This is a genomic window from Ruegeria sp. CH11 (genome assembly GCF_056537105.1).
The window spans coordinates 46,270-66,425 of the sequence record NZ_JBQFQX010000019.1 but is presented as its reverse complement, the minus strand read 5'-3'; the positions used below and the strand labels follow the sequence as shown (position 1 = coordinate 66,425).

The window sequence follows — 20,156 nt, the reverse complement described above, 5'->3', positions numbered from 1 at the left end:
CTTTGGTCTGAGTCTGGAAGTCCTCATAGGCCCCCTTGCCCAAGGTGTCCTGTATATAGACCTCGTACCGGCGTGCTGCCGGGGCATAATCAGCGGACGACTGGAACGCCTTGTCATCGACAATATCAGCAAGGGCAGACAGATACGGATGGCTCTGTTCGTTGTCCCGAACGTCGCTGATATGGGCAACAACCTGAGCCTTCAGCTCGGGTGCGATTGTTTCCTCAGAACCGCCTAATTCGATGTGTCGCCGCAAGTTGCTCATGACTTCGGGCGACACATAAGACGGGTCTCCTGGCTCGCCGTAATCATCAAAATGATGGGCTTGATCCAGCAGATGTTCCATTCTCGATACCATAGGTTCCTCACTTTCAACGAGTTGGATGGCAAACTCTTCGATCCGGTCTTTGACAGCGTTGGCGCGCTCATCAAACAGATCCGACATTCTTGCGATGGAGAGTGTCATCACATCACCGGCCATGTCGCGGGCCGTAACTTCAACCTCCGGAGTGCTTTCAACAACAGACAGTCCGGCCTGAACCTTCCACGTGTCGGTCTCAACTTCCTGCCGCAAACCGCGCTCAAGGCGGGTCGTTGCGGTCAGCTCAATTCCGTATCCTTCGGCAACCTCAACCTGGATAGAGCGCTGAACGTCGATGTTCATGTCGCTGCTCATACCCATAGCCAACCACTGCCCATGTTCCACGCCTCGGTTATTCACAACGATGTGGACATGGGGGTTGTCAGTGTCGTTGTGGAACACGGTCAGATAGTCCCAGGTATCGCCAAAATCACCGCTCCCAAACAGGCGATCCGCGAAGTCCAAACCGGCCTCATGCGCGGCATCCGGATAGGTGCCTTCGGGAAAAGAAACGATCATGTGACGGGTATAACCATAGTTGGTTTTCCCGTTGAAATCCTCGGCCCAGGTCTCGATCAGATCACTCACCTGATCGGCATCGAGCGGGGTCACACCATTGTCGCGGATGTCCAACACGCCCTCTGCCCTGACGGTCAGGTAATTGATCTGGCGGCGCAGCTCATGCGCTTTTTTCACCCCACCTTTGCGGACGTGTTTCACAACCGCCTCGGGCTTTCCAACCACAGCACCAAGCCGCGCCTTGATGGATGAGGCCCGCGAGATCATGAACTTCATGCGCTTGGCGGTTTGCAGCTGCTGGCTGATCTGCTTGGACCGATCGATACCCTTCTGCGCTTCCCGGAAGGCTAGCTCCAGAAAGTCCCCTGCCGTCAAATTGTGAGCCGCGACGTTCATGCTTCAGATGTCCTCTCATCGTCGCGCAAGATTCGGCGAATGGCGGAGTCTGGCTCTCGGTTTCGGCGGGCCGCGGTGATCAGCGCCTTCAGGTCTTGCCGGTGCTGGATGATCGCACGATGGAGGTTTTCGACATCGCGCCGGTCGTCATCGGTCCAGATCACCGAACCGCGTTTGGCCGATTTTGCGAGCTGATTGAGGTTGGTGTATCCACCCTGAACCTGCCGCAAGTGCGTCTGCCAGAGATCGACAACGGCCGGGTCAGGATCGAGATACCCGATCAGACGATAGATCAGTCGTTGGATGATCTGGTTGCGGCTCTTGGCCCCAAGCGACTGCACGGCCTCCTCCAAACGCACCAACGCATCTGACGGCAATCGAACGGAAAAGACAGTGGTGTCGCCGGGCTTGCTCAATGTATACCTCTGGTTGTTTTTATGACTTGTAACACAACTACCTTATCCTGTCATACTCTCCAAGAGGAAACCGGGGGTGATTTTAGAAATCCGTATTTTCTCAAATTGCCCCCGGAACAGTTTTGCTCTTGGAGGCAATCTCCACGCCGGGAAAAGGGTCCTGCCCCTTTTCCAGCCAGCAGGCGTGGGTGCCGGTGGACCGGCGCAGGGCAATCACGCAAAGCGGGAGCTGCCCGAACAGCGCCCGTCACATACCGGCACGTTCAAGGTCAGTATGGCATTTTCCGCGCGCCTCAGCGCGCTCAATGTCCCGCCGCTTTCGCGGCGGGTGTGGCAGGGTTGTCTGCTGCCGCATTGGGGCAGGTCGGCACCCCTGCCCGGTCTTAGGACCGCGCGCCACCTGTGGCGCATATGTGGTCCGGCCTGCGGCCGGAGCAGAAGAAAGGGCGGCTTGCGCCGCCCTGCCCTCCCGTCATTCGGTGACGGGATCGTCATCGGTGCGCTTCGGGAAGGCCACCATCTCAACGCCAGGGAACATGCTGTGCTTGACCTGGATCGAGGTGATGGTGCCGGTCTCATCGGTATTGACGAAGAGCACCCCGCATCGATCCCAGAATGTCTTGCCTTCTTTTTCACCGGTCTTGACGCTCAGTTTCAGAGTTTGAGTTGCCATTGTTTGATCCTCGCTATGGCGTGTTTCGATGAACAAGGGAAAAGCGGGCATCAAGGGGATGTCAGCAGGGAATTTGATCCGCGCGGAATGCGCCGCAGGCGCAGGGGACATTCCTTGTTGAAGCGCGGCGCCCGGCCCGGGCGCCGCGCGTCTTCCCCGACTGCCCGCTTATGTTCATCCCTTCAGAAACACCGCAGCCGAGGATCTTCTCCGGCAACGTACTTGAAACTGTCAGACCTGGTGAAAGGCAAGGCTTTCTGGGATCGCTGCGCGCGGAACATCTGAACAAAACGATGTCTTTGATGGCGGCAACATCACCTCGATCCGACACAGGCGCGGCGCTCAGTTCTAAGTTGGGGGTTGCCCTTCTGGGTCGGTATGACCGTCGTCGCAAAGGATGAAGAATGACGGACGGTGCAAACCGCCCTATCCAACTGGCGGAGGCCAAAGACCGGACGGTCCGGCCCTGGTCCGTGCTTGTGCGGATCAGGTAAACAGCCGGACTCAATTTGGATTGGCGGGTTCGGTAGGACGCCCCGGTAATCCGCAAGAACTCTCTCAAGCGCTGTCGCGGGGCGAGACCGGCGCACGGGCAGATACAGTGATGAGTACGCCAAGAAAAAGGCCCACCGAAGCGGGCCACGAGTTTAACCAAAGGAAAATCTGGAGGTATTCTTTACAGGCTAACGCTTGCGCGCGCGATCGACAACACCGTCAGCTGTGATCGTGGCAATGCGATCCTCTGTGCGGCGGGTCATTTCCACCCCGTCACCCGTCATATGCGCCTCGGCAAATTCCGTGAACTTGAAGATGCTGCCATCTGCTTCAACATGGGTTTCGTCCTCTGCCGAGCGCCGCTTCACCGATCCGTCATGGCGGATTTCGATGATCGTGTTGTCGGCCATTCGGACCGTCACGGTATGCTCATCTACAGCGACACCCTGCCACCAGGCATCTGCATCGCGGCGCACAACAATGCGGTTTGGGTGCAGCTTGATCTGCACGTCCTGTACCTCGTCCGGATCAGCGGCTTTGACGACCACGATGGCCTCCTGCGCGCTGGGATCACCATGGATCGACGCGCTCCCGTTTTTTGGCGGCCAGAGCTTCGGCTGTGTGCGCGGCTTGCCCTTCTGGTCTGTATGAAACCCGACGAACATCTGCGCGGATTTCCAGACGCGGCGGGCGGCTTTTTCAACCGTAGACGGAGCTGCATCGGTGGACATGGTGGATAGCCTTTAAAGTGGGTTAATTCACGTGCATTTTCGGGGTGAGCGTCACACCCACAGCGCTCAGCACTTTCAGCACCGTGCCAAACTCGGGATTGCCATTTTCGCTAAGTGCGCGGTAGAGGCTTTCCCGAGACAGACCAGATTTGTCGGCCACACTCGACATACCTTTGGCCTTGGCAACATCGCCAAGTGCCGACGCGATCAGCGCCGTGTCGCTGGTTTCAAAAGCCGCTTCAAGATAGGCTTGAATGGCTTCCGGGCTGTCCAGATAGTCAGCCGCTTCAAACTTCGTTGTTTTGACACCCATGTTTTTCACTCCAACTCTCTTGCCATCGCCTTGGCGGTTTTGATGTCGGCTTGCTGGGATGACTTGTCTCCCCCGCACAGCAAAACGATCAAAACGTCACCGCGCGACACATAGTAAACGCGATACCCCTTCCCTTCGGAGATACGCAGTTCACTCACACCTTCACCAACCGGTTTCACATCACCGGGATTGCCCAGGCTCAACCGCGTGATGCGAACCAAGATCCTGGCTCTCGCCCTTTGGTCCTTCAGGCCCTTGAGCCACTTGTCGAACAGGTCCGTCTTACGAATTTCTATCATACCTATATGTAGCCTACAGGCTACAACCTTTCAAGTCAAAACAACCTATACCATTGAACTAAAATCAAAAATCATTGCTGAAAAGCAGGGCGCGTTGCGCCCTGCCCTGCCAGTTTCAGAAGCAATCCGGCACCCATGCATCGATCCGGGCTTTCTGTGCCTCGGTCACGCCCAGTGCCTTTTGATGCTCTGGATCATTGAAGAGCTTGTGCAGCGCCTCGTTCTTGGCACCCTTTTTGGATTTCGCGAAGGCTTTGAACATGTCGGCGTCGATGTGCAGGTCCAGCAGGTCTTTGTAGAGATCATCCAGCTGCCAGCCTTTCAGACGCTTGAAGCAGTTTTCAGCCGAAGGGGTCCAGATCGCGCGCATGTCAGCCTCGATCTCAGCCTCGATCTCCGCCATGAACTCCGGGCGTTGGGTCAGAAACCGCCGGGCCAGAAAACCCGTGATCTCACCATTGCGGGTCTTCTTGCCCAGATCGCGAAACGCTTTGAACGCTTCCACGCTGCCTTGTGCGGCAATCTCGTGGAACTGGTCATAGGCTGCCTGTGCCGCTTCATCCCGTTCTCCGCCAAGACGCGGGTCGAGGATGAACTGGTCATCGATCTCGGGTGTGTTCCGCTCGGCACCACCATAGCCAAACCCAAACAGATTGCTGCTCAGACCGGAGGCCGGGGTGGCAAAGAAAGCAAACAGGCTCAACACATAATCAGGCTTGTCCAGCAGGGCCGTTTGAACCGCTGCCAGCCGGATCGCCACCATGTCGTCGATGAACTTCTGCGAATAAACTGGTTTTGGTTCTTCCTTGATCTCCGGTTCTTTGACCGGGGCCAGAACACCAGCCTCAATGGCAGCCTGAACATGTTCCGCCGCGACATAGGCCGGGGATGTTTTGATCTCGCCATTGTTGGTGACATAGACAAACACGCCGGACAGCTTGCGCTGCGCGTCAGAATAGAACGGCGCCGTATAGTCCTCAAGCGCGGCCAGCTCCTTTTCACCATCCGCGTCCAGAGCCTCACCCTCATAGAGTTCGGCAAGTTCGTCATACCGTTCGGCCTGTCCTTCGGTGAAGTCCCGGCTCACCATGTCCAAACGGTGCATGTCTTTCGTACCCGAGAACCCATAGGGAATGTAGCTTTCCTCATGGGTGTCCACCCAGTCCCAGCCTTCCGCGTCGCGCAGTTTTTCCGCTTCTACCGCCAGTTTCTCGGCAAACAGACGATCCAGTAACGCGCCTTCATTGAATAGGGTTTCATCGGCAAACAGATCAGCGGTGACGGTGCCGCCCGCCTCAACATAAGCCTTCTGCCCGACAAATACGGCCTTGCGGCTAGTGCTGCTAACAGCCTCCGACGTCAGTGCCTGTTTGACATCATGCTCACTGAACCACCGACATTCTTTGGCCCGTTCCAGAACCTCCAGAATTTTCTCTTCTTCGGTGCTGACGGTCATGGCCTTGGCCAGCCCCATGCTGATCTCACCGGCTTTGAGCGCATCCAGAACGGCGGCGGGCAGACTGGCAAGCGCGAGGCGGCGGCGCACATGGGATTCGGTCACGCCAAACGCATTGCTGATCTTGGCAATAGACAGAGATTTCTCGGCCATTTTGCCATAAGCACGGACCTCGTCCACAGGGTCCAGTTCTTCACGGGCGGTGTTCTCCGCATTGGCCCATTGCTCAGCCACGAAGGGATTGTCCGTGACCTTAACGGGAACCTGTGCCAGATCAGCGCGCTCAGTCACGGCGATGTTCAGAGCCCGTAGGCGGCGACCACCGGCAACGATTGCGACTTTGCCATCGGTATCGCGCAACCCGCTGAGGTTCTGGATCAAGCCACACATAACCAAACTGTCGGCCAGAAGTGCAATACCTTCCTCACCAACCTCCTGTCGTGGGTTGATGTCAGACAGGTAGAGATCGGACAGGGATACGGTTTCGATGGTTTCCGGTGCGGTGAATGTTTCGACTTTGCTCATGGGGCAAATCCTTGTTTGAGTGTTTGAGATCGTGTTAAGGGTGCCCTACCCCTTCCGGGGTAGAGCGGAGCCGTTTAGATGGCTGCGTGTTGGATCAGGAAGCGGCGCGCGATGTGGAAATTGTCGCCCTTCCTGATTAGCGCCCACGCTTCTGCGATACGTTGCTGCAAGATTTCATTGCTCATGGTGTTCACCTCCTTTCCGGTTTGGGATTGAGATCAGTATTCGCTGGGGCACATGATGGTCAGAACGCGGCGCGTCACTGACGTGTCAAACGGCCGGTCGGACCCATACGTGTAGTCCGTGTCGTAAAGATCGATCTTCCAGAACAGCTTCTGGTCACGGACTGTCACCGCCCCAAAGGTGTGATCGCCATAGGGGTCATTGCCCTCGTCAAACTGGTCATCCGACGCCACCGCTGCCAAAGCTGCAGTCTGGAACTCCATCCCTTCACCTGACACGCCGGGCGTGACAAATACCTGACCCTGAATTCCCTTAGAATGCATCTCGATTGCCGCAGTCGGATCGATCAGCGCTTTCCGAAATAGGTCATTCTGGGTCGCAATCTCTGCCGCCTGCAGGCTGGTGTCAGTGTCGATGTCTTTTGTCTTTTCAATGTCCAAAACCGTCTCTCCTTTTGTGGTGCGACCTCTGGGGTTGATCCCCTTTGGTGCTGGTTTTGAGCCGAGCCCTGAAAGGGCGTCGTCTCTAAAACCTGCCCCGTGGCGAACGCGGAGAGGGGCGAGACAGGACCAATCGACAAGAGTGGTGCGGCCCGCAGCGCAGGCGCGCGAGGACACGGTATTGTCTATTTGTCTTGTCCGAGGGGGGAGGCCGCGCCTTCCCCCTTACGGAAGGTAGCGTTTGGCTTGTCCAAATCCCGCCTGACCCACAAGGAAAGGACAAAGGATCTCTGATCCTGCGTGAGCGCAAAAGGGACCGTCACCCGAATGGGCAGATCACCACGGCATGGACCGACCATGACCCAAAGCCCCTGCCCCGGCTCGCAAGAGACGGGTCAGGGGCTACTGGGACAGGGAGATCATTCTGGGGTGTTCTGGGTGGAAGCCGATACGTCGGCTGAAACCTAGAGCCTGCTCACGAGCCGAAAGGCTCGGGATTTGCCACAGAAACAGACTGCAGCCCGAAGTCACTCACCGACCGGAACATACCCTCGACGGAGCTTTTGCTTTTCGAGATTGTGGAGCGCTTCACTAGCCAGGGCTTCGTCATCATACGTCACCATCATGGCTTGCCCGTTCGTGCCAATACGCCCCCAGGTACGAAGCACTGAAACCTCCCCAAACAACGTCGGCTGCAACTCGATGCCATAGAACCGCGCCATGTTGATCTCAGGGTCCACATGGATCAGGTGCACAGGTGTGGTGTCTGTCAGCTCCATGACGCGATTGTCGATCAATAAAGCTCGTCTGTCCAATGACTTTGCTGGAACAGTCAATTGGCAAGGATTCAGAACCGTGATGAAAACATTCGACAACTCAATCTGTCTGATGCTTGCCTCGTACCCATCCAGGTACAGGAGCTCATATTGGCACCATTCCACATTCCGCTGCTGGAACCGTTGTGACCACTGGCCAGAGTAGGTACGGTTTTCTCATATCTTGCAAAACGAAATAGAAGGATGAAGGCAACGTGGCTGAAATCTTGGAAGGCGGATGTTTTTGCGGTGAGGTTCGATACCAGGTCACTGGCAGCGCAGTAATGCAACTCATGTGTTTTTGCAGTGATTGCCTATCGATGACCGGAACGGACGGTTATGCCGGGTACATGATAAAGTCGGAAGACCTGCAGCTGCTGAAAGGCAAACCACGGACCTTTGAGAAGACCTCAAAGGAAGGTCGACCTGTCATCAAGCATTTTTGTGGCACCTGCGGATCAGGCCTGTGGGGCGTGACAGCCTTCGGATTGACGAGCATTGCGGCTGGGACATTGGATGAGCCAAACAACTTCAAGCCAACGAGCAAGGTTTTTGTGAAAGATGCCCCCAACTGGGCCAGGGTTCCCCACCATTTGGAAGAAATGTAGCGTTTGAAGCTTTGGTATCACCTACATTTCTGTCTTGGAGTTGTTCCTCTTGGTGACCCGAGTTGCTACGATTGTCGTTGAGGCAATAAGCAGGACATCGCGATGCGCAATGCAATCTTTTTACCCCTAATGGCTTTGTTCCTGGGGGTCGTCATGGACGTTAAACCGGCGGCGGCCGCGTCACTCGGAACATATGAGGTTTTTGGCGTCGAAGACGGTGACATGCTAAAAATGCGCAGTGGGCCTGGAACAGGGTTCAATGTGATCGTTGGTCTTCCAAATGGAACCGCACTACGAGTTCACGGCTGTGAGCAGACCGGTGGCACCCGTTGGTGCCGCGTCTCTTTGGAGCGCGCGCGCAAGCTTAAGGGATACGTCTCTTGGGCATATTTGCGGAAAATCTAATACGACAGCGATCAGCACCACCATCTTTTAGCAATCATAGAATACCGGCGGAAACGCCCTGACGAATCCACTAGTTGGGCTCACACCCGTCGTCGAAGCGGCTCGCAACATCCCCGAATTCGCTGGGTTCAGGACGGCCCTAAGGCTTTGACTGGGGAGCGCTTGATCGCCTGCACCGTAACGGATTGATCCTGGACCCGGTTGGAAAGGCAAAATCGGTGGTACTGACCGATGAAGGCCTGCGCCGCTCCGAAAAGCTTTTCACAGAGCTTTTTGGGCGGGAGCCAAAGACATAGCATTCGCCATGACAAGTCCCTCCATGTAACGCAGGTCTGCATACGCGTGTGGGCTGGCTGGCGGTTGCAATCTGCGCTAAATCGCCCCTGTCCGGCAAACAGGGAGAAGCTGAAGATGACAACGGGGAACGATCTTGGTGGGCTCATCGGGTTTATCACCCGTGACGAGATTTGGCATGAGCGGCTCGCTGATGTGTTGGACGAGCATTTTCTGCCAGCGCTCGAGGCCTTCGATCTTGAGTTCGAGGATCTGGGCGACTTGCTGGGCGAGGATTGGCCGATGGTCCTGTGGGGTGGTGGCCTGGAAGATTTGCTGGGCAGGACATTCGGAGCGGACGCCGAAAACGCTGCGGATGCTTATCTGAAAGGGAGCGGTTCCAAGGAGAGTGCGCAGACCCGCGCCTATATCAAAGGATTGCGGGACGCGTCGGTCAGCCTTTATGAGGTGAGCGAGGTAGACCCCGGCAGATCCATGGTCTTGCGCAACATGCTTTCGGACGCAGAGCCGGTTACCGTCCGGGAACACAGCGCGACGCAGATGCTGCAGCGATGGGATCGCATCGCAGCTCGGGTTGTCGCACAGGGGGATTATAACGTGATCTCGGGGGCGCTGCTCCCATTCGACCCCGACACCGTCGCGTTTTTTGAAGACGGGCTCCGCTCCGTGTTGAAATTGAACCCCGACGTTGAACTGAGGCTGACACAGGATCAGCTACACCGTTCCGCACCCCTCTTCACCAATGCCTGGCTCTTCGCACATCTGCCGAACCTACTGGATCCGGAACCACCACAAATCAGCAACAGCGATGGCGACAACCTGCTCTTTCACGACATGCGCTTCCCCCTCGCCAGCAAAGTGACGCAAAGCCAGGTATCTGAAAAGCTAACACAGTCCGCAGAACTCGTGATCTCAGGCCAGAAGGATTGGACCTGGCTTGACCTCGACACCCCGTCCGGCACCAAGCACGGCACCGGCCTCGTGTTGGACAAATCAATGTCAGGGGCCTCCGTGCTTGGGTCCCTAGATCTGAAAGGTCGGACACTCACACTTTCTGTGAGCTCTACAGCGCGCGCTGAACGCGGCGAAGCCCTGGTCCGGGACCTCCTGGGCGACCTGGTGAAATCTCCGCTGACATCAATCCAGACCGCCGAACAGATGATGGCGGATGACAGCACGAGTAACGGAGTGGCAGAAGAAGAGGACATCCCCCGTGCCCTTGCCCGTCAGATGGCCCACGAATATCTCGAACAGCATTACCGCGATACGCTTGACCAGCCGATTCCTGCCCTGGATGGCAAGACCCCGCGCCAGGCCGTTCGCAGCACGGCGGGCAGGAAGAAAGTCATAGACTGGCTGAAGACAATCGAAAACCGCAGCGCGCGCCAGACCGGCTCTCCGGTGGCTGAGTATGATTTCGGCTGGATGTGGGACGAGCTTGGTCTGTCAGACTACCGAAATTGGACCAGCGATGGTTCTTGCAAAAACCGTTCCAAAGCTTCGCCTCCTGAACCCATCGACTAACCCATGTTTTCCCGGCTGCGTCTTGCAGAGATGTGGCAAGGGTTATGCTGTCGCTGCGCGTCCAGATGGTTTGCCTCGTGACAGCTGGGGCACAACAAAATTTCAGTCTCCGTGGACACACCGGTTTCATAATCGAAACAGTACTCTTGTCCACATATTTCCAGCACCTCTCCACTCTTGGCCAGTTCCGAACTTGTCACCTCGCAGTGATCACAAATTCCGTCCAAGAGAGCTGATTGGAGTTCAGAAAGAACCACTGTTTTCTGAAAATTGCACACTCTGTCACTCATAACTGCTTCAGGCTTTCACAAAATGGTGAAGAGAGAAAGCTTGTGAAACAAGAATTCAAGGGAATGTGACATAGCCCAATGGGTTCGAGATTTAGTTTCGCCGATCATTGCCTGTAAGCTGCGCGGCGCGTCGAACTTTCACGTCAGCCGCCATCCCACAACAGACCCGCGCACATCAAAATACAACCTGGGCTAGTCCTCCCAGCGAAACGCGTCGTTGTCCGCCTTCACCCGACCAATAGACGGCAAAGCGAAGTGGTTTCCCAGCACAATACATCCCGTTTCCGAGGCGCTTTCCAACAGTTTCCGACGGGATGTCACGGCCATCTCAGCATCGGAATCAAACATAAAATGCCACTCGGGATGCCAGCACTGGGCGGTTGTATGGATTGCATCACCTGTAATCAGAGCGCGCCGGTCGCCACTGGTGATTTCGACCGAGACATGACCTGGTGTTTGGCCTGGCGTGGGGATCAGAGTGACGGAATACACCCTGTCGCAGTCCTAAGGTTCACAGGAGGCCCGAGACAAAGTAGGTTTCTTGTGCAGAGGTAACGGCAATAGGCGTGGATCAGAATGGCGCGACAGCTCCCACTCGAAGGTAACAAGCCCTTTCTGGTTTACGCCGGCACTGGCACCGACCTGATTTTCAATCATGGAATTGAGCTTCCCGGTTTCGCGTCGTTTCCATTGCTGGAAGAACCTGGCACCAGGGTGATACTGGCCGGTCAAATGCAGGCTCTTGTCGATCTGGCCCGTGAAATGAATGTCGGATGCATCCTTGATGCGCCCACATGGATGGCGAACGCCGACCGGGCAGCGCCCTTGGGGTACGATGCAGAGCGGCTCGCCGAAGTAAACAAAGATGCGGTCAGTCTAATGGAAGACGTGCGCCAAGCTGCCGCTCGCGATGATGTACTGGTGTCGGCCTGCATCGGCCCGCGCCATGATCCTTACGCCGACATCCCGCCGGTACCCGTCGAAGATGCACGTCAATACCACGCCGCTCAAATGCACAGCCTGAAAGACACAAGCCTCGATCTGGTCACCGCTTATACATTCAACCGCCCAAGCGAGGCAGCGGGATGCATCCTCGCCGCCCGGGACGCTGAACTGCCGATCATCATGTCTCTGGTTGTTGAGACAGACGGGTGCCTGGCAGACGGGACCAAACTTGTGGACGGAATTGACCAGATCGACGCAGCAACCGACTCGGCGGCGCTGTTTTTTATGGTCAACTGCGCTCACCCTACCCATTTCGCCGGAGCGCTTGGCAACCACCCCCGGCTGAGAGGCCTTGTGGCGAACGCTTCGAGTTGCTCGCATGCGGAACTTGACGAAGCAGATGAGCTGGACGAAGGCGATCCAGCTGAACTTGGTAAACAGATTGCCGCGATTGCGAGGCAGAATCCGTCGATCCAAGTATTTGGAGGATGCTGCGGTACCGACATGCGCCATCTGAAATCGATGATCAGCGAACTAGCATAGCCAACTTGGTTCAATCTGAGCGATAACGCTGAGATCTAAGGTGATCCCGTAATTTCTTTCCACAACTTGTTAGGAGATCGGCCCATTCCTGCCGTTGACCGAGGGCGCGCATCGCTGCGGTGCGGCCCACCAGACCGGACTTTAGCTGCGACTGCGAAATCCAGCGATCGACAAACTCACGCATCGCGGACCAAGTGTGAATTCGCCGCGCTTGTCGCGATGGCAGCTCGGTGCGCTTCGCTGACGTCAGAACAAGCGTGAAAATGTATCGATTCTCGCCTGGATTGAAATACCTTCAAAGACAACACCAAAGAAGTGAATCTTTGTTCAGACTAACATGTTGGGTCTGCTTCTAGGGGGGGATGCCCAATGACCGAGACCGGCAAAACAGTCCACACGCCAGTGGCGCTTCAATGCCAAGTTCGGTGTGAATTTAGGCGTTCGCACCATCAATGGTCATCGGGTTAGCGCTCCGATTTGACACCAATATATTCCGGCAGATAACGCGGCGGCATTGGCCCCTTGTTCCGCCCGCCCTGTTGAATCTGTTCCCAGCCATGAGACAAGACGCCAACCGAGCGGGAAAGACAGAACAATCCCCGGGAAAGCGGTGCCGGGAACCCCAATTCGCAAAAGATAACAGCCGTGGCCCCATCGATATTCATCGCGATATCGGCACCGCGCTTACGTCCGATTTCCGTCTGTATAGCTTCACCGATATCGGCAAATCGCCCTTCTACAGTGCCTGACATCGCGGCCTCGCGTACCAACGCCATCAATCGCGGTGCGCGGGGATCGACGGGCTTGTGGAAACGGTGGCCAAAACCCGAGACGATCTTGCCATTTTCCTCACACCAGGCGGCGATACCGTCGCGGACGGCAACTTCCTGTTCAGCGCCGTCATCCATCCGTTTGGCGACGTCGAAATAAAGCTCGGCGCATTGTTCACCGGCGCCGCCATGCACGTCACCCAACATGTTGACCCCGGTGGCCATGACGTTGTTGAGCCCCAGCCCACAGGTCGCGGCCATACGCGCTGCGGCTATCGATGGCGCCTGCGGACCATGATCCACGCCCGCCACCAGCGCGCATTCAAAAAGCGCCGCCTGTTCTGGCGTGGGCAAATTGCCGCGCACCATGAGCCAGATCATCTGAGCAAAGCTGACGTTTCCGATCAGGTCCTGGATCGGGTGGCCGCGAAAGGCGATCCGCCCCGGAGCCATGTCGATAATTTCGGTGCGCCACCAGTGGCAAATGGCATCGGCGTCATTGCGTCCTGCGGGGTCCGTCATATCGCGCCATCCTTTGCCAGTTTTTCAATGTCTTCCGGTGAAAGACCTAACTCGCTCCAGATTTGAGAGTTGTGCTGCCCCAATGTGGGCGGTGGTGCATCGACGGTGGGCGCGCTGCCGTCCAATTTGATCCCGGTCGTGGCAACCTGAATGTCGCGTCCGACGCCGGGGACGTTTTCAAACTGGTCGAGGAAACCGCGGTCTGCAACCTGCGGCATTTCCAATACTTCCGGCACTGTCAAAACCGCTCCTGATGGCACACCAATGCTATTGAGTTCCTTGGCCCAGTCGCGCGGTGACCGGGTCTTCAACACGGTCTCCAGCTCAGTTTTCAGAGCCAGCCTATTGCGTTTGCGATCCTCGCGCGTGGCATATTCAGGCCGCTCGCGCAGCGCGGCCAATCCCAGGTGGTCCGTCAGTAGCTCCCATTGCTGGTCTTTGTTTGCGGCAATGTTGATCAACCCGCCCTTCGCTTCAAACGCACCGGAAGGCGCCGAAGTGGGGTTTTCATTGCCATTGGCAGTCGGATTGACGCCGGCGATCAGATAGTTCGACACCACCCAGCCCATTGTCGCCAGCACCGATTCCAGCATCGACACATCAATAAAGGTGCCGCGCGGATTGGCGTTCAGAGCAGATGAAATCGCAAAGGCTGCGGTGATGCCCCCCACAGTGTCTGCCACCGGATATCCAACGCGCAGCGGCGCGCTGTCGCTATCCCCGGTGATCGACATCACACCCGAGGTTCCCTGTATGATCTGGTCATAAGCCGGGCGGCGTATCCACGGGCCCTCTTGGCCAAAGCCGGAGATAGCACAATAGATGAGGGTCGGATTGGCCTCTTTCAGGGTCTGGTAGCCCACGCCGAGGCGCGTCATGACGCCGGGCCGGAAGTTTTCAACCACGACATCTGCAGTTTCGACCAGTTTCAGAAAAATCTCTCGACCCCGTGGGTTCTTGAGGTTGACCGTGACCGATTTCTTGCCCGCGTTCTGGGCGAGAAAGGACACGCCCATGTTGACTTTGTTCAGCTCTGGGTCGGCCCCCAGTTGGCGGGCGAGATCGCCCCGACCGACGGCTTCGACCTTGATAACCTCGCCGCCCAGATGCGCCAGATGATGACAACAGAACGGACCGGCAAGGACATTGGTCAGATCAAGAACACGAATGCCCTTCAAAGGTGTCTGCGACATTATCCGCGCCCCGCGTGTACAACCTTGGCCGCCGTGAAAAACTCGCGGCAATAGCTGCCTTTTTCCGGTGCACCATAAGAGGATCCCTTTCGGCCCGTAAAGGGTGCGTGGAAATCCATGCCGGCGGTGGGCAGATTGACTTGTATCATGCCTGCTTCGGCGTTCTGCGAGAAGTGATCGATTTTGGCGGGATCCCGCGTGACAATTCCTGCGGACAATCCAAATTCGCAGTCGTTGGACGTGGCCAGGGCGGCGTCGTAATCCGGCACGCGTAACACGGCGGCGATGGGCCCAAAGATTTCGTCTCGTGCCACGGCTGCGTCGGGTGACACATCCGTAAACAACGCAGGCGCAAAGTAATGGCCGGTTGTTTTGGATTTGACCTCGCCACCACCTGCGGCAAGCGTTGCACCGTCATCCACAGCCTGAGACACGTATCGTTTGTCGATGGCGAGCTGCGCTTCACTGGCGACCGGACCAATCTGGGTTTCCGGAGCGCGCGCATCACCGATCCGAAGGTCTTTCATTGCCGCGCAAAGACGGTCAACAAATGCGTCGTGAATGCCCTCGGTCACAATCAGGCGGGAAGACGCTGTGCAGCGTTGTCCGGTTGAGAAAAAGCTGCCCTGAACGGCGCAGTGCACCGCCAGATCCAGATCGGCGTCATCCAGCACGATCAAGGGGTTCTTCCCCCCCATCTCCAGCTGCATTTTCGCTCCTCGCGCAAACAGCGCCGCCCCCATATGGCGACCGACGGGTGTGGAACCGGTGAATGTGACCCCGGACACCTTGGGGTGCGTAACGATTGCCTCCCCAACCTCACGGCCTTTTCCCATCACAAGGTTGAACACCCCCTCAGGCACGCCCGCACGGGCAATAATATCGGACAACATCCATGCCGATCCGGGCACCAGTTCGGCAGGTTTGAACACAACCGTATTGCCATAGGCCAGAGCGGGTGCGATTTTCCATGCGGGGATCGCCAGTGGGAAATTCCAGGGCGTGATTACGCCCACAACGCCGATTGGCTCGCGTACAACATTTAGCGACACACCTTCGCGCAGAGATTGGTAGGTGTCGCCGGTCGCACGATACGCCTCAGCCGCGAAATATTTGAACAAATGCCCGGCGCGATGCGCTTCGGCCTTGGCTTCGGGCAAGGTTTTGCCCTCTTCGCGGGCCAGCATATCGCCCAGCTCGTCTACACGGGCGAGGATTTCCGACCCGATCCGGTCGAGCGCTTCGAACCGGACCAGAGGCGATGTCTTGCGCCAATTCGGCAGGGCCGCGGCCGCGGCCTCGATTGCGTCAACCGTTTGATCGGCGCTTGCCCGGGCATACTCGCCGATCGTGTCGTTCAGGTCGGACGGGTTGACATTGGGGGCCGCGTCGCTGCTAGCAACCCATGATCCGGCGATAAAGTTGGCAAAGGGGTTTGCAGTCATAGCGCTTCCTCAAGAACTGGTCGCCACCCGATATCTTCATGCCGGTGGTCCACAGTATTCACGTAAAAATAGGTCGGGCCATGATAGCCCCTGCACACCCGCCCATCGGCCCGTCTGGCAACCGGTTCGGCGGTCCAGCTGACCGCGCCGAACCAGTTCCACAAACGGTTATGAGGCGAGGTCAGATGATCCGGGCAAAGCGGTGCTGTACTATTGGCCGGGTCCGGTTGCGGAGCGTTCAACGCCCCGCTGCCCCCCACCAGCGCATCCCATTCATTGGGGCGCGTCGCCCCCTGAAAAGGGTCACTACAGGGCGTATCCCCCCCCGTAAGCAACCGGCAGCGAAACAGGCGTCCATCAATCGACAGCTCTGTGCCATGGACATACCCCGCATCATCCAGATCCTGCCAGCTGACGCGGCTCATAAGCATCCGGTCGGCGACCATCAATCTTCTTCCACCGTCCTCAAATAGATGCCAGTTCAGGCGCAGGTTCGGGTCTTTGGGACTGTCGGTGAGCGCCCAGTTGTCCCAATTCGGGTCGCGTTCAAATTCCGGTAGGTTCCCGGGTTGCAGGCCCTCGTAAGGGCAAAGCGCTGACAGGTCTGTGATCCAGGGCCGTGTCGCGGGCGCAAGTGTTTTTCCTGCATGGGAAAACCCACCCAGCTGCTCTGTTCCTTTGTAGTCCATCATTGCTCTGTCACCGCCCCGGTCACAGGTTGTGTGCGGAAGCGACGCAGGATCCGGAACAACATTTCTGCAGCCAGAAATTCGGTACGCTCCGACGGATCAAGAGGAGGGGACACCTCAACAATATCCAGTCCACCCAACGGGGCCTCGGCCAGCCCATCCAGCAGATCGTAATACTGACGCGGTGTAATACCGCTATGAACGATTGAGCCGGTGCCGGGGAGGTAGCCAGCGTCCATCGCATCGATGTCGATTGACAGATACAGTTCGTCACATCCCTTCATGGCATGCTCCAACGCCTGACGAATTGCCTCTGCCGTCCCCAATTTATGTACGTCGCCAGCCGAAAACACCCGACCGCCCTGCTCTTCGATCAAGGCGAGTTCACCGCTGTCGACCCAACCGGTGATCCCGACCCAAACCATATTGGACACGTCGACATTGGGCAGTTCGGAAATCCGACGGGCATTGGTTGCGTGGTTATGGCTGCCCCACGCGCCAAGCCGGTCAGAGAAATCCAGATGACCGTCGATCTGGATATACCCAAAACGTGCATTTGGTGCGCGTTTGGCCAACCCACGGGAATAGCCAAGGCAGGCCGGGAAGCTATTATAGTGATCACCGCCCAGTGCCAGAGGGATCGCCCCTCCAACGCTCAGCGCCTCGGTCATTGCGGCAATGGCCTCGGTGGTTGCGTCTACATCCTCAGGGGTGATCACTGCATCCCCGCAATCCACGAGCCAGTCGCTGGCCGTTGCGCTTCTTTGGCCCGTATCTGGATCAAAACTGACCCCCTGCGGTCGCATGGATTGCAATACCGTCGTTGCCTTACGCAGCGCCTCGGGACCAAACCTGGTTCCGAGCCGGCTTGAATGTGTCCAATCGCTGGGCATACCCACCACACCGATTTGGCCCGGACGGACGTCGGCGGCATCGAGCAGAGGCCCATCAAACAGCCGATACCCCGGTTGTGCCAGAGGCGGGAGAAATGTCGTTATCGCTGCAGTCATGTCAGTACTTTTTCCTTGGAAGTTTGGCGGCGCGGAAAATCAATCCCAAAGCCGAGGCGCGCATAGATAAACGCCAGAAGAGCCGTGACCATCAGGCGTTGGCCAACCTTCACGACACCCATTCCGGGACGGTTCGGATTCAGACCGGTCAACATAATGGCGCTGACCTCGTGCCGTCCCAAAAGCTCAAGCCATTGCACCACCGTCGCAAGATCGCAGCCCCCCAAACGGGGCCGATCACAAAGCGCACTGAGCGATGTTTCAAACACCGAGAGATCAAACCGAACAAACAACGGCTTTGATGGATCCCGCCACTCTGAAAACGCGGCACGCTGCGCGGCAGTATCTCTATTTACCGGCGTGGTCGTTCCGTTCGGCAAGGGCGCAATATGAAAATCGCGCGCATCGGCTGGTGTACCGCCAAGCTGCACTGTCTGACAATGAGGGAGCGCGCTCCGCGCCGTCTCGGACATGCGATCTGATCCGCCCAAAAAGATTGCACAGGCGCCATTGTCGCTGATCTGACGCATGGCCGCCTTCAAGGCCGCGTGGATCGCATCTTCGGACCCCGGTGCAATATCTCCGAGATCACAAAGCCGCTCGTGCAGGCCATCGGTACTGATATCCTGACGCGCATCGATATCTACGGGGTGACTGAATTGTGGATTTGCGTGCCAACCGAAATAGACCGAGGTTTCGCGTAATGCACGCGGCGCCAGAGATTGCCCTGCATGAGGTGCGTTTGTATCTTCAAACGGGATGCCCAGTACGGCCAGATCTCCAGACCGGACGTCGCCGATTGCTTTGGTCTGAGAGCGCATGAACGACAGATGCCCTGCCATGCGCGGCAACGGGGCCGAACGTAGAGGCATCAGCCTGCTCCTTTCTCAAGACGAGCTGTGACCGCTTGCAGGATCGCCAGTGCAGCGCGGGTTTCAGCCTTGCCACGGTTGTCCAGTTCCGGGGCAAGCCCAAAAACCGCAGCCGCGATGGTATCGCCCGGGGTGGCGTCAATTTGCGCGATCATTTGTGCTGGTGACATTCCCGTCAGGCGATGCGGGTGCGATACCCATTTGCCCGCAAGCTCTTGTAAATCCACAGACAGGATGACCGGTTGGGTGCGGGGCAAATGGCTCACTGCGCCGCCATTGACCCCAATGATGGGAACATCCGCACCTGTGACCTGTCTTGCGGCGACGTCAAGCGCTTCCAAACCGCTGGAATCGCCGCCTACCAACACCATGCGGGCACCGGTTTCAAGAACCGATTCACATTGCGAGGCAACTGCGAGAAAATGCTTGTCAGGTTCTAGCGGAAAGACGTTCACGTCCCCAAGGTCAATTGCATTCGCGGGTGTTACTGTGGGGCAGGACGCATACCGAAGCTGGCGCGCGAGATAGCGTTGCCCTGCCGATGGCCGGGCGAGATTGTCACAAAAATAGCCTGCAATCGCGACCTGACCGGGCACGAGATCTTCCAGATCGCCAATGGATGCGCCCAGAAAACTGGGGATCGCGTCAAACTGTATTTGCGCCGCTTCACTCATTGTGCAACGCCGCGTTCAGGGTTTCGATCGCCGCCAGTTCCGACATTCCCCTGGTGTCGCGCGCAGGCGCAAGGCCGGTGATCACAATCGCCTGCCATTTACAGGACATGGCACCAATGACGGAAACCAGCGTTTCAGGTTTCATCCCGCCGGGATTTAGGCCGACGCTGCCAGCTGCATGCCCCAGATCAATGACCGATATGTCGATCCACAAGACAGCGCGCTCGGGCGTGTCAGAATAGTCGCCGTGCCCTTCATCCAACTGCCGCGCGGTGCGCCAATCCATCTTGCGCTGGCTGATCAGATCCCAGACACCAGCAGGTTGATCGCCGTTCAATCCCACCCAGATCGTGTTGGCTGTTCGCGTCGCGATATCACGCCGGGCCAACGGCATGGCCGCGACAACTGGCAGATCAGGCAAGGCCCCCAGCACACCCGAGGCGACATCAGACGCGCCACCCAAGACAACGGGTACAACACCGTGATCCACCATTTGCGTCACAAGTTGTTCCAACGCGGCAGGCCAATCCCCTGACAGGTCCAGATTGCCAAGATCCCGACCATCTACAGGCAGTCCGATCCCAAGTTGGGCAGTCATTTTGCGCAGCGCATCGGGTGCCAGAGAGGTGCCGGATCGGGGCCCGGTGTTAACTTCGCTCGGAACGCCCATAACCCCAACACAATCAGCCTTACATTGCGAATGAATGCCAAAAGGAAGGTCCGCATAACCAGCTGTTATCATTTGTTTCC

At 57.3% G+C, this 20,156-nt stretch carries 23 protein-coding genes; 5 read left to right on the top strand and 18 right to left on the bottom strand.

All coding sequences use genetic code 11. The features are described from left to right. The 9 genes from ACR0LX_RS20145 to ACR0LX_RS20105 all read right to left on the bottom strand — a co-directional run. Nucleotides 1-1,276 (bottom strand): relaxase/mobilization nuclease domain-containing protein (locus ACR0LX_RS20145; RefSeq protein ID WP_480785204.1); only part of this gene is annotated, 1,276 nt, incomplete at its 3' end. Next, the gene (locus ACR0LX_RS20140) at nt 1,273-1,692 is read right to left on the bottom strand and encodes a hypothetical protein (protein WP_170417782.1); all 420 of its coding nucleotides are present in this window, start codon (nt 1,690-1,692) and stop codon (nt 1,273-1,275) included. The genes ACR0LX_RS20145 and ACR0LX_RS20140, both read right to left, overlap by 4 nt. Before the next feature lie 472 nt (nt 1,693-2,164). Further along, nucleotides 2,165-2,365, bottom strand: a complete 201-nt coding sequence (locus ACR0LX_RS20135; protein WP_170417785.1) for a hypothetical protein — start codon at nt 2,363-2,365, stop codon at nt 2,165-2,167. A 683-nt stretch (nt 2,366-3,048) separates the two neighbouring features. Continuing rightward, complete coding sequence (locus ACR0LX_RS20130; protein WP_170417788.1) at nt 3,049-3,591, bottom strand: hypothetical protein; 543 nt, start codon at nt 3,589-3,591, stop codon at nt 3,049-3,051. A 22-nt stretch (nt 3,592-3,613) separates the two neighbouring features. Then, on the bottom strand, nt 3,614-3,904 hold the full coding sequence (locus tag ACR0LX_RS20125) for an addiction module antidote protein (RefSeq protein WP_152460667.1): 291 nt from the start codon (nt 3,902-3,904) through the stop codon (nt 3,614-3,616). A gap of 5 nt (nt 3,905-3,909) precedes the next feature. Continuing rightward, nucleotides 3,910-4,203: a type II toxin-antitoxin system RelE/ParE family toxin gene (locus ACR0LX_RS20120; protein WP_170417791.1), complete on the bottom strand. Its 294-nt coding sequence runs from the start codon at nt 4,201-4,203 to the stop codon at nt 3,910-3,912. A 115-nt stretch (nt 4,204-4,318) separates the two neighbouring features. After that, nucleotides 4,319-6,184: a ParB/RepB/Spo0J family partition protein gene (locus ACR0LX_RS20115; RefSeq protein WP_170417794.1), complete on the bottom strand. Its 1,866-nt coding sequence runs from the start codon at nt 6,182-6,184 to the stop codon at nt 4,319-4,321. Nucleotides 6,185-6,402: 218 nt separating this feature from the next. Continuing rightward, complete coding sequence (locus tag ACR0LX_RS20110; RefSeq protein WP_152460664.1) at nt 6,403-6,807, bottom strand: DUF3768 domain-containing protein; 405 nt, start codon at nt 6,805-6,807, stop codon at nt 6,403-6,405. A 527-nt stretch (nt 6,808-7,334) separates the two neighbouring features. After that, on the bottom strand, nt 7,335-7,604 hold the full coding sequence (locus ACR0LX_RS20105; protein ID WP_245220702.1) for a WGR domain-containing protein: 270 nt from the start codon (nt 7,602-7,604) through the stop codon (nt 7,335-7,337). Between the two features lie 233 nt (nt 7,605-7,837). Here ACR0LX_RS20105 and ACR0LX_RS20100 point away from each other — a divergent pair, with 233 nt between their 5' ends. The 4 genes from ACR0LX_RS20100 to ACR0LX_RS20085 all read left to right on the top strand — a co-directional run bounded on the left by ACR0LX_RS20100 (nt 7,838) and on the right by ACR0LX_RS20085 (nt 10,453). After that, nucleotides 7,838-8,230 (top strand): GFA family protein, encoded by a 393-nt coding sequence (locus ACR0LX_RS20100; protein WP_152460663.1) that lies wholly within the window; start codon nt 7,838-7,840, stop codon nt 8,228-8,230. Between the two features lie 102 nt (nt 8,231-8,332). Next, nucleotides 8,333-8,635, top strand: a complete 303-nt coding sequence (locus ACR0LX_RS20095) for an SH3 domain-containing protein (RefSeq protein ID WP_152460662.1) — start codon at nt 8,333-8,335, stop codon at nt 8,633-8,635. Between the two features lie 185 nt (nt 8,636-8,820). Further along, a complete protein-coding gene (locus ACR0LX_RS20090; RefSeq protein WP_371732129.1) occupies nt 8,821-8,931 on the top strand; it encodes a DUF6429 family protein in 111 nt (36 codons plus the stop codon). A gap of 115 nt (nt 8,932-9,046) precedes the next feature. Then, nucleotides 9,047-10,453 carry a DUF7986 domain-containing protein gene (locus ACR0LX_RS20085; protein WP_174819503.1) on the top strand — a complete coding sequence of 469 codons (1,407 nt, stop codon included), beginning with the start codon at nt 9,047-9,049 and terminating at the stop codon, nt 10,451-10,453. 482 nt (nt 10,454-10,935) lie between these two features. Here the strand turns inward: ACR0LX_RS20085 and ACR0LX_RS20080 are convergent, their stop codons facing one another. Then, a complete protein-coding gene (locus tag ACR0LX_RS20080) occupies nt 10,936-11,235 on the bottom strand; it encodes an MBL fold metallo-hydrolase (RefSeq protein ID WP_170417797.1) in 300 nt (99 codons plus the stop codon). Nucleotides 11,236-11,319: 84 nt separating this feature from the next. Here ACR0LX_RS20080 and ACR0LX_RS20075 point away from each other — a divergent pair, with 84 nt between their 5' ends. Beyond that, a complete protein-coding gene (locus ACR0LX_RS20075) occupies nt 11,320-12,231 on the top strand; it encodes a homocysteine S-methyltransferase family protein (protein ID WP_170417800.1) in 912 nt (303 codons plus the stop codon). Nucleotides 12,232-12,695: 464 nt separating this feature from the next. Here ACR0LX_RS20075 and ACR0LX_RS20070 read toward each other — a convergent pair whose 3' ends face one another. Genes ACR0LX_RS20070 through ACR0LX_RS20035 form a run of 8 tightly spaced genes read right to left on the bottom strand, consistent with a single transcriptional unit; the run spans nt 12,696 to nt 20,076 of the window. Then, nucleotides 12,696-13,523 carry a citryl-CoA lyase gene (locus ACR0LX_RS20070; protein ID WP_170417803.1) on the bottom strand — a complete coding sequence of 276 codons (828 nt, stop codon included), beginning with the start codon at nt 13,521-13,523 and terminating at the stop codon, nt 12,696-12,698. Further along, nucleotides 13,520-14,716: a CaiB/BaiF CoA transferase family protein gene (locus tag ACR0LX_RS20065; RefSeq protein ID WP_170417806.1), complete on the bottom strand. Its 1,197-nt coding sequence runs from the start codon at nt 14,714-14,716 to the stop codon at nt 13,520-13,522. Before ACR0LX_RS20065 ends, ACR0LX_RS20070 begins: the two co-directional genes overlap by 4 nt. Further along, nucleotides 14,716-16,161, bottom strand: a complete 1,446-nt coding sequence (locus tag ACR0LX_RS20060) for an aldehyde dehydrogenase family protein (protein ID WP_170417809.1) — start codon at nt 16,159-16,161, stop codon at nt 14,716-14,718. The genes ACR0LX_RS20065 and ACR0LX_RS20060 overlap by 1 nt, the downstream gene beginning before the upstream one ends. Then, nucleotides 16,158-16,853: a hypothetical protein gene (locus ACR0LX_RS20055; RefSeq protein WP_170417812.1), complete on the bottom strand. Its 696-nt coding sequence runs from the start codon at nt 16,851-16,853 to the stop codon at nt 16,158-16,160. Before ACR0LX_RS20055 ends, ACR0LX_RS20060 begins: the two co-directional genes overlap by 4 nt. After that, on the bottom strand, nt 16,850-17,860 hold the full coding sequence (locus ACR0LX_RS20050) for an agmatinase family protein (protein WP_170417815.1): 1,011 nt from the start codon (nt 17,858-17,860) through the stop codon (nt 16,850-16,852). Before ACR0LX_RS20050 ends, ACR0LX_RS20055 begins: the two co-directional genes overlap by 4 nt. Next, the gene (locus tag ACR0LX_RS20045; RefSeq protein WP_170417818.1) at nt 17,857-18,732 is read right to left on the bottom strand and encodes an arginase family protein; all 876 of its coding nucleotides are present in this window, start codon (nt 18,730-18,732) and stop codon (nt 17,857-17,859) included. Before ACR0LX_RS20045 ends, ACR0LX_RS20050 begins: the two co-directional genes overlap by 4 nt. Then, nucleotides 18,732-19,406, bottom strand: coding sequence for a hypothetical protein (locus ACR0LX_RS20040; RefSeq protein ID WP_170417821.1), 675 nt, complete (start codon nt 19,404-19,406; stop codon nt 18,732-18,734). The genes ACR0LX_RS20045 and ACR0LX_RS20040 overlap by 1 nt, the downstream gene beginning before the upstream one ends. Further along, nucleotides 19,399-20,076, bottom strand: a complete 678-nt coding sequence (locus ACR0LX_RS20035; protein ID WP_170474326.1) for an arginase family protein — start codon at nt 20,074-20,076, stop codon at nt 19,399-19,401. The genes ACR0LX_RS20040 and ACR0LX_RS20035 overlap by 8 nt, the downstream gene beginning before the upstream one ends. Nucleotides 20,077-20,156 lie beyond the last annotated feature (80 nt).